This window comes from Kitasatospora sp. SolWspMP-SS2h (assembly GCF_003259315.1).
Classification (GTDB): domain Bacteria; phylum Actinomycetota; class Actinomycetes; order Streptomycetales; family Streptomycetaceae; genus Kitasatospora; species Kitasatospora fiedleri.
On the sequence record NZ_QLLT01000046.1, the window covers coordinates 25,667 to 36,734 of the forward strand.

Annotated in this window: 10 protein-coding genes and 1 rRNA gene; 8 read left to right on the forward strand and 3 right to left on the reverse strand. The window is 73.0% G+C overall.

The window, feature by feature from the left end:
* Positions 1 to 109 precede the first annotated feature (109 nt).
* The 5 genes from K353_RS32665 (at position 110) to ahcY (ending at position 5,700) form a co-directional block, all read left to right on the forward strand.
* On the forward strand, positions 110 to 1,498 hold the full coding sequence (locus K353_RS32665; RefSeq protein WP_111557115.1) for a phosphomannomutase/phosphoglucomutase: 1,389 nt from the start codon (positions 110 to 112) through the stop codon (positions 1,496 to 1,498).
* Between the two features lie 139 nt (positions 1,499 to 1,637).
* Complete coding sequence (locus K353_RS32670; RefSeq protein ID WP_030461914.1) at positions 1,638 to 1,820, forward strand: Trm112 family protein; 183 nt, start codon at positions 1,638 to 1,640, stop codon at positions 1,818 to 1,820.
* A gap of 34 nt (positions 1,821 to 1,854) precedes the next feature.
* Positions 1,855 to 3,021 (forward strand): SIS domain-containing protein, encoded by a 1,167-nt coding sequence (locus K353_RS32675; protein ID WP_111557105.1) that lies wholly within the window; start codon positions 1,855 to 1,857, stop codon positions 3,019 to 3,021.
* 68 nt (positions 3,022 to 3,089) lie between these two features.
* The gene (locus tag K353_RS32680) at positions 3,090 to 4,064 is read left to right on the forward strand and encodes a cation diffusion facilitator family transporter (RefSeq protein WP_111557106.1); all 975 of its coding nucleotides are present in this window, start codon (positions 3,090 to 3,092) and stop codon (positions 4,062 to 4,064) included.
* Between the two features lie 187 nt (positions 4,065 to 4,251).
* Positions 4,252 to 5,700 carry an adenosylhomocysteinase gene (ahcY, locus tag K353_RS32685; protein WP_111557107.1) on the forward strand — a complete coding sequence of 483 codons (1,449 nt, stop codon included), beginning with the start codon at positions 4,252 to 4,254 and terminating at the stop codon, positions 5,698 to 5,700.
* A 67-nt stretch (positions 5,701 to 5,767) separates the two neighbouring features.
* On the opposite strand, the gene K353_RS32690 is transcribed toward ahcY, so the two are convergent.
* Positions 5,768 to 6,892, reverse strand: coding sequence for a hypothetical protein (locus tag K353_RS32690; RefSeq protein ID WP_111557108.1), 1,125 nt, complete (start codon positions 6,890 to 6,892; stop codon positions 5,768 to 5,770).
* Positions 6,889 to 7,401: a SigE family RNA polymerase sigma factor gene (locus tag K353_RS32695; protein WP_111557109.1), complete on the reverse strand. Its 513-nt coding sequence runs from the start codon at positions 7,399 to 7,401 to the stop codon at positions 6,889 to 6,891. Before K353_RS32695 ends, K353_RS32690 begins: the two co-directional genes overlap by 4 nt.
* A 107-nt stretch (positions 7,402 to 7,508) precedes the next feature.
* Here K353_RS32695 and K353_RS32700 point away from each other — a divergent pair, with 107 nt between their 5' ends.
* Positions 7,509 to 8,150 carry a hypothetical protein gene (locus K353_RS32700; RefSeq protein ID WP_111557110.1) on the forward strand — a complete coding sequence of 214 codons (642 nt, stop codon included), beginning with the start codon at positions 7,509 to 7,511 and terminating at the stop codon, positions 8,148 to 8,150.
* Positions 8,151 to 8,189: 39 nt separating this feature from the next.
* On the opposite strand, the gene K353_RS32705 is transcribed toward K353_RS32700, so the two are convergent.
* Positions 8,190 to 9,167 carry an RDD family protein gene (locus tag K353_RS32705; RefSeq protein ID WP_111557111.1) on the reverse strand — a complete coding sequence of 326 codons (978 nt, stop codon included), beginning with the start codon at positions 9,165 to 9,167 and terminating at the stop codon, positions 8,190 to 8,192.
* A gap of 239 nt (positions 9,168 to 9,406) precedes the next feature.
* On the opposite strand from K353_RS32705, the gene K353_RS32710 reads away from it, so the two are divergent.
* Together K353_RS32710 and K353_RS32720 are read left to right on the forward strand one after the other, a co-directional pair.
* Complete coding sequence (locus K353_RS32710) at positions 9,407 to 10,411, forward strand: stage II sporulation protein M (protein ID WP_111557112.1); 1,005 nt, start codon at positions 9,407 to 9,409, stop codon at positions 10,409 to 10,411.
* A gap of 548 nt (positions 10,412 to 10,959) precedes the next feature.
* A 16S ribosomal RNA gene (locus K353_RS32720) occupies positions 10,960 to 11,068 on the forward strand; the annotation flags it as partial.

Genomic DNA, 11,068 nt, shown 5'->3' on the forward strand with positions numbered 1-11,068 from the left:
GCGCGTCGCGGCGGCTCCACCGGGGCCCGGTACGCTGCCCCTCTGCGGCTCGGACAAGGCTGGCGCCGGCGCCGTCCGCAGCACGTCGCGGCACACACACGGGAGCATTCTGGTGCGGGACCTCAAGCAGCTTGTGAAGGCGTACGACGTCCGGGGCGTCGTGCCGGACCAGTGGGACGAGTCGCTGGCGCACGCCTTCGGCGCCGCCTTCGTCGAGGTGGTCGGCGGCGGCGCGGTGGTCGTGGGCCACGACATGCGGCCGTCCTCGCCCGCGCTGTCCCGGGCGTTCGCCGAGGGCGCGGCCTCCCGCGGCGCCGACGTGGTGGAGATCGGGCTCTGCTCCACCGACCAGCTGTACTACGCCAGCGGCAGCCTGGACCTGCCCGGCGCGATGTTCACCGCCTCGCACAACCCGGCCGAGTACAACGGCATCAAGCTGTGCCGCGCGGGCGCCGCCCCGGTCGGCCAAGACACCGGCCTGTCGGAGATCCGCGAGCTGGTCGAGTCCTGGCTGGACGAGGACGGCGCGGTGCACGTCCCGGCCTCCGACGCCGCCGTCGGCGCGCTGTCCGCCCGGGAGACCCTGGGCGGCTACGCCGAGCACCTGCGCAAGCTGGTCGACCTGACCGCGATCCGCCCGCTCAAGGTCGTGGTGGACGCCGGCAACGGCATGGGCGGCCACACCGTGCCCACCGTCCTCGACGGCCTGCCGCTGGACGTCGTCCCGATGTACTTCGAGCTGGACGGCACCTTCCCGAACCACGAGGCCAACCCGCTCGACCCGGCCAACCTGGTCGACCTCCAGGCCAAGGTCCGCGAGGTCGGCGCCGACCTCGGCCTGGCCTTCGACGGCGACGCCGACCGCTGCTTCGTCATCGACGAGAACGGCGACCCGGTCTCCCCGTCCGCGATCACCGCCCTGGTCGCCGAACGCGAGATCGCCCGCGCCCGGGCCGGCGGCGAGGCCCACCCGACCGTCATCCACAACCTGATCACCTCCTGGACGGTGCCCGAGGTGGTCCGCGACCTGGGCGGCGTCCCGGTCCGCACCCGGGTCGGCCACTCCTTCATCAAGCAGGAGATGGCGAACACCGACGCGGTCTTCGGCGGCGAGCACTCCGCGCACTACTACTTCCGCGACTTCTGGCGCGCCGACACCGGCATGCTGGCCGCCCTGCACGTGCTGGCCGCGCTCGGCGGGCAGGACGGCCCGCTCTCCGCGCTGACCGCCCAGTACGAGCGGTACGCCGCCTCCGGCGAGATCAACTCCACCGTCGCCGACCAGTCCGCCGTCACCGCCGAGGTGCGCGCCGCCTACGCGGGCCTGCCGGGCGTCACCACCGACGAACTGGACGGCCTGACCGTGGCCGGCCCGGACTGGTGGTTCAACCTGCGCGCCTCCAACACCGAGCCGCTGCTGCGCCTGAACGCCGAGGCCAAGGACCCGGCGAAGATGGCCGAACTGCGCGACGGCGTGCTGGCCATCGTCCGCGGCTGACCCCGGGCGCCCCCGCCCCCGTCAGCCCGCCGCTGACTTTTCGGGTGCCCCGGCCGGTAGGGTTGCCACCGGCCGGGGTACTGCTGTGTCACCGGCTTCCCGTACCGCCGTCCTTCCCGACCCCCGGAGTCCGACCGCCATGAGCCTGCCGTCCTTCCTGCTGGAGATCCTGGTCTGCCCGGAGTGCCGCTCCCCGCTCGACGAGGAGACCGAGGGCGAGGTGCACGAGCTGCGCTGCACCGGCGAGGGCTGCGGCCTGGTCTATCCGGTGCGCGACGGCATCCCGGTCCTGCTGGTGGACGAGGCCCGCCGCCCGTCCTGACCCCTGCCCCGCCAGCCGCTGGAGGCCAGCCGCCATGTTCGACGACTCCCTGCTGGACGACCCGGCCGCCGTGCAGCGCGCCGACCGCCGACGCGAACTGCTGGCCCTGGCCGGGGCGGGCGCCCGGATAAGGATCGCCCTGCGCCGGGCCGACGCCGCCGGCGTCAACGCGCTGGACCCGGACGGACGGCCCCGCGCGGTGCTGGTCGCCGGGCACGGCGGGGTGCTGACCGCAGCCGGCGTGCTCGCGGCGCTGGCCCTGCCCAGCTGCCAGGTGTGGCCGCTGCCGCCCGCCGACGCCCGCCCCGGCGGGTACGCCTTCACCGACGGCGAGACCTGGCAACTCCCGGGCTGGGCCAACGCGTTGGACCTGATCGTGGTGGCCAGCGCGGGCGGCCGCGAGGGCGGCCTGATCAACCTGGCCGAGCAGGCGTACGCCCGCGGCTGCGCGATCGCGGTGATCGCCCCCGAGGGCTCCGAACTGTTCGAGGCGGCGCTCCAGGTGCGCGCCCTGCCGCTGCCGTTCGAGCCCAGCGCGGTGGAGCCGGACGGCACCGACGCCGAACCCGACCTCCCGGCCGAGGACCCGGCCGCGCTGTGGGCCTTCCTGGCCCCGCTGCTCACCCTGGCCGACCGGATCGGCGCCGCCCAGCTCGCCCCCGGCTCGCTGGAGGCCGCCGCCGACCGCCTCGACGAGGTCGCGGTGCGCTGCCGCCCCGACGCCCAGTCGTACGACAACCCGGCGAAGTCCCTGGCCGCCCGGCTCGCCGAGACCGTCCCGCTGCTCTGGTCCGAGGGCGCCCCGGCCGCCGCCGCGGGGGAGCGGTTCGCGGCGGCCCTGGCCGACCGGGCCGGGCTCCCCGCGCTGGCCGCCCGCCTCCCGCAGGCGCTGACCGCCCACCGCGGCATGTTCACCGGCCGGCTCGGCGCCGGGGCCGACCCGGACGACTTCTTCCGCGACCGGGTCGACGAGCCGGTGCCGCTCCAGCTCCAGGTGCTGATGCTCCGCCACACCCCCGGCGTGGCCGAACTGGAGCAGCCCGGCTGGCCGGTGGCCCGGGCCCGCCGGCTGGCCGCCGCCCACGAGGTGCGGTGCACCGAGCACGCCTCCAGCCTGGAGGACCCGGTGCAGGCGCTGGCCGAACTGATCGGCCTGACCGACTTCGCCGCGGTGTACCTGGGCCTGGCCACCCGGAGCTGACACGGTATCGTCCCCTCGTCAGTCAAGGCCCGGCAAAGTCCCGGGCCCGCGCGGAGGGATGTACGGGGTTGAGCACCGAAGGCGGCACCAAGGCACTGGTCGCGGCACTGGCCGCGAACCTGGGGATCGCGGTCAGCAAGTTCGTGGCGTTCGCGTTCTCCGGTTCGTCCTCGATGCTCGCCGAGGGCGTGCACTCGGTCGCCGACTCCGGCAACCAGGTGCTGCTGCTGATCGGCGGCAAGCGCTCCCAGCGGGCCGCCACCGAGGAGCACCCCTTCGGCTACGGCCGCGAGCGGTACGTGTACGGCTTCCTGGTCTCGATCGTGCTGTTCAGCCTCGGCGGCATGTTCGCGATCTACGAGGGCTACGAGAAGATCGCCCACCCGCACGAGCTGGAGAACTGGTACTGGCCGGTCGGCGTGCTGGTCTTCGCCATCCTGCTGGAGGGTTACTCCTTCCTCACCGCCTACCGGGAGGCGTCGAAGGACAAGGGCAGCCACGGCTGGTCCGCCTACATCCGCCGGGCCAAGGCCCCCGAGCTGCCGGTCGTCCTGCTGGAGGACTCCGGCGCGCTGGTCGGCCTGGTGCTGGCGCTGCTCGGCGTCGGCCTGACCACCCTCACCGGGGACGCGGTCTGGGACGGCATCGGCACCCTGTGCATCGGCCTGCTGCTGGTGGTCATCGCGCTGGTGCTGGCGCTGGAGACCAAGTCGCTGCTGATCGGCGAGTCCGCGGCCGCCGAGGTGGTCGCCAAGATCCGCGCGGCGCTGGTCGACCACGACTCCGTCACCTCGGTGATCCACATGCGCACCCTGCACGTCGGCCCCGAGGAACTGCTGGTCGCCGCCAAGATCGGCGTCAACGCGGAGGACAGCGCCGCGGTGGTCGCCGAGGCGATCGACCACGCCGAGGCCCGGGTCCGCAGGGCCGTCCCGATCGCCCGCGCGATCTACCTGGAGCCCGACATCTACTCCGAGGAGAAGGCCCTGGCGGGCCCCGACGCCGACGCGACTCCGGGCGGACCGGGCCCGAACGCCCACTGAGCCGCGCCCGATCGGTGTAGATTCGTCAGCAGTGCCAAACGTCGCTGCTGATGGCGGTCGATCGGAGCGGGGCTCCGGTCGAGGGAGAGAGGTCCTCCGACGGATTGTGCCGCAGCAGAGGGTCGCTCCCGCGCGCCCTCTGCCGCCCAGCACACCCGTAACCAGGCCCACCCCACGAGGAGTTCGCATGTCGAACCAGCCCACCGGCGACTTCAAGGTCGCCGATCTCTCCCTGGCGCCGTTCGGTCGCAAGGAGATCCAGCTCGCCGAGCACGAGATGCCGGGTCTGATGTCGATCCGCGCCGAGTACGCCGCCTCGCAGCCGCTCGCCGGGGCCCGGATCACGGGTTCGCTGCACATGACGGTGCAGACCGCGGTGCTGATCGAGACCCTGACCGCGCTGGGCGCCGAGGTGCGCTGGTGCTCGTGCAACATCTTCTCCACCCAGGACCACGCCGCCGCCGCGATCGCGGTCGGCCCCGAGGGCACCCCCGAGGACCCGAAGGGCGTGCCGGTGTTCGCCTGGAAGGGCGAGACCCTGGAGGAGTACTGGTGGTGCACCGAGCAGGCGCTGACCTGGCCCGAGGGCCAGACCCCGAACATGATCCTGGACGACGGCGGTGACGCCACCCTGCTGATCCACAAGGGCGTCGAGTTCGAGAAGGCCGGCGCCGCGCCGTCGCCCGACACCGCGGACAACGACGAGTTCCGGATCATCCTGGAGCTGCTGAACCGCACCCTGGTCGAGTCCCCGCAGAAGTGGACCGAGGTCGCCGCCACGATCAAGGGCGTCACCGAGGAGACCACCACCGGCGTCCACCGCCTGTACGAGATGCACCGCGACGGCAAGCTGCTGTTCCCGGCGATCAACGTCAACGACTCCGTCACCAAGTCGAAGTTCGACAACAAGTACGGCTGCCGGCACTCGCTGATCGACGGCATCAACCGCGCCACCGACGTCCTGATCGGCGGCAAGGTCGCCGTCGTCTGCGGCTACGGCGACGTGGGCAAGGGCTGCGCGGAGTCGCTGCGCGGCCAGGGCGCCCGGGTGATCGTCACCGAGATCGACCCGATCTGCGCGCTCCAGGCGGCGATGGACGGCTACCAGGTCACCACCCTGGACGACGTGGTGGGGATCGCGGACATCTTCGTCACCACGACGGGCAACAAGGACATCATCATGGCTTCGCACATGGAGCGGATGAAGCACCAGGCCATCGTCGGCAACATCGGCCACTTCGACAACGAGATCGACATGGCCGGCCTGGCCAAGCTCCCCGGCGTGGTGAAGACCGAGGTCAAGCCGCAGGTCCACGAGTGGCGCAAGGCCGACGGCAAGACGATCATCGTGCTCTCCGAGGGCCGCCTGCTCAACCTCGGCAACGCGACCGGCCACCCGTCGTTCGTGATGTCGAACTCCTTCGCGAACCAGACCATCGCGCAGATCGAGCTGTTCACCAAGCCCGAGCAGTACCCGGTGGGCGTGTACGTGCTCCCCAAGCACCTGGACGAGAAGGTCGCCCGCCTCCACCTCGACGCCCTGGGCGTCAAGCTCACCACCCTGAGCCAGGACCAGGCCGACTACATCGGCGTCCCGGTCGACGGCCCGTACAAGTCCGAGCAGTACCGCTACTGACACCACCACGCGCCGGTGCCCGGCACCCCCGCCCCGGGGGTGCCGGGCACCGGCGCGTTCCGGGCCGCTACGGCAGCACGTCCACCGACCAGGTGCCCTCGTCGGTGCCCCGCGCCACCACCCGGGCCAGCCAGACCGGCAGCCCGGCCTCCGGGCCCCACCCCGGCTGCACCTCCTGCACGCACCGGCGCACCCCGCCGCCGGGCAAGCACGCCGCCGGGTCCGGCATCGGCACCTCGGACCCGTCCGGCACCGGCTCGCCGGAGGACTGCGACCCCGCTGGTGCGTACGAGCTCCCCTCGCCCGGCTCCGCCGACACCGTGACGTAGTGCGAGCCGTTCTGCTGGAAGCCCACCTCGGCCCGCCACGCCGCACCGTCGTGCGTCGACCGGCTCAGCGACGCACGGGTGACCACCGTGTCGGTCGGCAGCGTGGACAGCGCCAGCGGCATCGGCGGCGCGTACCGCCCCACCACCACCCCCGCCGCGATCCGCAGCGGCACCGACTGCCGGTCCGCCTCCGACAGGCCCGAGCTCTCCAGCTGGTACCAGATCCCGTCCTTGCCGCGGAAGCGCAGCACGTCCATCGCCGCAGCGAAGGCCGGGTCGCTCGACGACACCCAGTACGCCTCCTGTGCGTTCACCGGCGGTGCCGCGATCCGCAGCCCGTCCCCCGACCCGATCAGCGGATCCACGTCCGGCGTCACCCCCTCCGGGAACGCCGTCAGCATGAACTGGCCCCAGCTGCCGCCGCCCGTCGCCGAGCCGATCACGGCGACCACGTCCGAACCCCCCGGCCCCGAGCGGTACTCCACCGCCGTCACCGCGTCCGGCAGCCAGCCGAACCTGGCCGGCACCGTCAGCACGGTCCGCCCCGTCACCGGCGCCGCCGAGCCCACGCCGGACGGCACCGGGGCGACCGGACGGTCGGTCGAGGCAGGCGACCCCGTCGGCAGGACGGTCGGGATCCCGGCCGGACCTGGCCCGCCCCCGCTCCCCAGCACCGCGAACGACCCCACCGACAGCAGCACCGCCGCGGCCGCCGCCACCGCCGTCCAGGTCCGTCGCCGACGCACCGCCCGGCCCCGCAGCACCGCCAGCGCCGGATCCACCCGCGACGGCGGCGCCGACCGCTCCTCCACGGCCACGTACCGCGCCATCCGCGCGGACAGCTCCTCCCCGTCCCCGCTCATGCCTCGGACCTCCTCACCGGACGCAGCACCGCGGAACGCCGCAGCGACTCCAGCGCCCGCGAACTCTGGCTCTTCACGTTGCCGCTGGAACACCCCAGCTCGGCCGCGGTCTGCTCGACCGTGAGATCGCAGTAGTAGCGCAGCACCACCGTCGCCCGCTGCCGGGGCGGCAGCGCCGCCAACGCCTCCCGCAGGTCCAGCGACACCGCCAGGTCGGGGCCCGGGGACGGCGCCTCCTCCGGCAGCCGCGCCGCCGTCCTGGTCCGCCGCCACCACGCCGTCCGCTGCTCCGCCAGGAAGGTGTTCACCAGTACCGTCCGCGCGTAGCCGTCCCGGTTCTCCACCCGGCCCGCCCGGCCCCAGTGGGTGTACAGCTTGGTGATGCTCTCCTGCACCAGGTCGTCCGCACGGTGCCAGTCCGCGCACAGCAGGTACGCGACCTTCCGCAGCCAGACCGCTCTGGACGCCACGAACGCGGTGAACTCCTCGTCCCGCGCCAACTCCGCCATCCTGGCAGCCCCTCCTCCCCGTGACCGGTGGCACGGCCGCGCCACCGCCCCCCTGATGCGGCCCGCCCCGGCAAAGGTTGCATCCCGGATTACGTAGGCTTCCCCCCATGCCGAACGGCCGCTACTCCCTCCACGACCCGCACGACGGAACCCCGCTCGGCGAGGAACGCTTCCAGTGCGCCCCCGGCCCGGCCGGCTGGCGCTACGTCGCCAAGCGCTACCGCCCCGACGGCACCGTCCAGGGCACCACCGACCTCACCCTGGACGCCCGGCACCGCCCGATCCGGCTCGAACTCCGCTCCGGCGGCTGGCAGGTCCGCGGCGGCGCGCTGGAGGGCGTGCACTGGGTCCGCGCCGCCGCTTCCGGCACCGCCCCCGGCGAGGCCGTCGAAGCCGTCGAGGGCGAGGACCGGGCGCACGCTTTCACCGGCGACTCCCCGGCCTTCCTGGTCGCCACCGCCCGGCTGCTCGCCCTCGACCCCGGCGGCAGCGCCCGCATCCGCCTGGTCTCCTTCACCGGCGACGCCCTCGCCCCCCGCACCCTCGACCAGGGCTGGCAGCTCCACTCCGTCCAGGACCATCCCACCGACAGCGGGCCGCTCCCCGTCGAGCACTACCGGGTCACCGACCTCGACACCGGCGAGGTCCGCGACCTCCACCTCACCGGGGACGTCCTGCTCGGCGCCCCCGGGATCGAACTCGAAGAACTCGACTCCCCGCCCAACCCGCGCCGCCCGCCCGGGGCCTGAGCCCACCGGGGCGGTCGGGCACGAGCGGCGGGTGCGGGCTCAGGCCGGGGGCGCGAACCCGGTGCCCGGAGCAGGCTCGGGCGGCGCGGCGGGCGCGGGTGGAGCGACCGGCGCGGCGGGTGCGGCGGGCGGGACGGGTACGGCGGGCGGGACGGGCGCGGGCTTCCCGAACTCCACCGGCGGCGCCGGCTGCACCGGTGCGGCCCCGTACCCCGCCGGCACCGGGTGGCCGCCCGGCGCCGGGTAGGCCGCGAACGCCGCCGCCGCCCGCTCCCACTCCCGGCGCTGCCGCTCCATCGACACCGCCCCCAGGTACACCAGCGACGGCAGCCCCGCCGGCACCGGCCACCCCGTCCGCTGCGCCATCTCCGCGGCCAGCCGGTCGCCCAGCCCGGCCGCCACCGGCTGGTCCAACTCGTGCATCCGGCCCAGCACCTGACGCGACGACAGCCACAGCCGGTCCGGCACCGCCGACAGGTCCAGCGCCACCAGGTCCGCGCCCAGCGCGTGCATCACCTGCGGCGGCACCGGCGGCACCGAGCCCTGGTCCCGGGCGCTCTGCGGCAGCCGCTCGCGGACCACCATCGTCCCGCCGAAGACGTCGCCGAGCCGGCGCCCCTGCACCGAGATCAGCGCGGACAGCACCGCGGGCAGCGCGAACAGCCCGAAGTCGATCACCCCGACCAGCCCCCGCACCAGCGCGTGCCGGAACCGGATCGGACCGCCGTCCGTCCGCACCACCCGCAGCCCCAGCGTGACCTTCCCCAGCGACCGCCCGTGCGACAGCGTCTCGACCAGCACCGGCAGCAGCACCGTGCAGAACACGAGCACCGAGATCTGGAACGCCACCGCGGCGGCCATCTCCAGGTCGGAGAGCCCCAGCATCAGGCCCACGCTCAGGACGAAGTACGCCAGGACGTACAGGACCCAGTCCAGCAGCCGGGCCAGGGCCCGCGACGGCAGCTGCGCCGTCCGCAGCCCCAGGACGACCGCCTCGCCGGTCACCAGTTCGCTCACGCCACCCACCCGCTCCGCTCCACGGCCCGCCGGCGACCCGCGTCGCGCGATCCGACCCCCTCGATCAACAGCGGCAAACATAAGGCCGCCCGCCCCCCACGGGTAACCCCGGGCCGACGCTTCCGGGACGCCCCGTCCCACCGCCCGCCCGCTCTGGCAAGCTAAGCCCCGCAACCAGCCCGGCCGCACACCCACCCGTGCCCGCCGTCCGCCCCACCGCGCCCCCGGAGAGAGCCGCCATGGACCTGGACGTCTTCGTCGCCGCCCACCAGGCGGAATGGCACCGGCTGGAGGTCCTCAGCGGTCGCCGCCGACTCACCGGCGAGGAGTCCGACGAGCTGATCACCCTCTACCAGCGCGCCACCAGCCACCTCGCCCAGGTCCAGGCCGCCGCCCCGCACCCCGGCATCGAGGGCCGGCTCACCACCCTGGTCGTCCGCGGCCGCAACGCCGTCGCCGGCGCCCGCGCCTCCTCCTGGCGCGACGCCGCCCGCTACTTCACCGCCGGCTTCCCCGCGATCCTCTACCGCGCCCGCCGCTGGTGGCTCACCGTCGCGGCGGTCTCCTTCCTGCTGAGCGCGGTGATCGCCTGGTGGACCGGCACCCACCCCGAGATCATCAAGTCCCTGCTGACCCCCGAGCAGTACGAGCAGCTCACCAAGCCCGGCGGCGAGTTCGAGACCTACTACACCGAGCACCCCTCGGCGAACTTCGCCGCCCAGGTGTGGACCAACAACGCCTGGGTGGCCGCCCAGTGCCTGATCTCGGCCGTCCTGCTCGGCCTCCCGGTCCTGTACATCCTGCTGGTCAACGTCCTCAACCTCGGCACCGGCATCGGCACCATGGCCTCCGCCGACCACCTCCAGCTCTTCCTCGGCCTGCTCATCCCGCACGGCCTGCTCGAAATCACCGCCATCTTCGTCGCCGGCGCCCTCAGCCTCCGCCTCGGCTGGACCGTCATCGACCCCGGCCCCCGCACCCGCACCGTGGCCCTCGCCGAAGAGGGCCGCGCGGTCATCGGCTCCGTCATCGGCCTCGCCGCCGTCCTCATGGTCACCGGCTTTATCGAGGGCTTCGTCACCGGCTCCGCCCTCCCCAGCTGGCTCCGCATCGGCATCGGCCTCGCCGTCGAAGCCCTCTTCCTCGTCTACGCCCTGGTCCTCGGCAAGCGCGCCGCCCTGGCCGGCGAGACCGGCGACGTCGAAGCCGCCGACCGCACCGACCACCAGCCGATGGTCGGCTGACCGCCGCGGCGTGGCGTGGTCACGGGCGCCCGGCCAAACCTGGTAGCCTGATGATCAACCCGGCGGGACCATTGACGTGATCCCCATGGGCTAGTAGGTTTGAACGGTTGGGAGGGACTGGACATACAGTCCGCCCGAGCGTAGTGTCTATGACACGGCCGAAGCGAGGCAGCGCGTCCGCGAGGATGCTGGCCCGGTTCCGGCAAAACCCCGAAACTGAGCAGTGCAGAGCTTTTGATAAGGTCTGCAGCGAAGTCGAAGGAATTCCCACTCCAGCGGGAATGGAAATCGGAGTGAAAAACCTCTGGTAAGCTGGGAACACGAAAGAACGAAGCGCCCGGAGGGTCCGCAGGAATGCGGCTCGAAGGAAGCGTCCGTTCCTTGAGAACTCAACAGCGTGCCAAAAGTCAACGCCAGATATGTTGACATCCCCGGCCAGCCGGTATCGGTTGGTTGGAGATTCCTTTTGAAGTAAAACACTAGCGAGGACGCAGTGCGCGGGGCCGCCTTATTCCGGTGGTCGCCGTGCCGCTCTTTCGTGGAAAGCATTCACGGAGAGTTTGATCCTGGCTCAGGACGAACGCTGGCGGCGTGCTTAACACATGCAAGTCGAACGGTGAAGCCCTTCGGGGTGGATCAGTGGCGAACGGGTGAGTA

Bases quoted from the DNA above. Each gene is read 5' to 3' on its own strand.
- K353_RS32700 (WP_111557110.1), top strand. From the start codon at position 7,509: ATGCCGAACGGCCGCTACTCCCTCCACGACCCGCACGACGGAACCCCG.
- K353_RS32675 (WP_111557105.1), top strand. From the start codon at position 1,855: ATGTTCGACGACTCCCTGCTGGACGACCCGGCCGCCGTGCAGCGCGCC.
- K353_RS32670 (WP_030461914.1), top strand. From the start codon at position 1,638: ATGAGCCTGCCGTCCTTCCTGCTGGAGATCCTGGTCTGCCCGGAGTGC.
- K353_RS32710 (WP_111557112.1), top strand. From the start codon at position 9,407: ATGGACCTGGACGTCTTCGTCGCCGCCCACCAGGCGGAATGGCACCGG.
- K353_RS32695 (WP_111557109.1), bottom strand. From the start codon at position 7,401: ATGGCGGAGTTGGCGCGGGACGAGGAGTTCACCGCGTTCGTGGCGTCC.
- K353_RS32690 (WP_111557108.1), bottom strand. From the start codon at position 6,892: ATGAGCGGGGACGGGGAGGAGCTGTCCGCGCGGATGGCGCGGTACGTG.
- ahcY (WP_111557107.1), top strand. From the start codon at position 4,252: ATGTCGAACCAGCCCACCGGCGACTTCAAGGTCGCCGATCTCTCCCTG.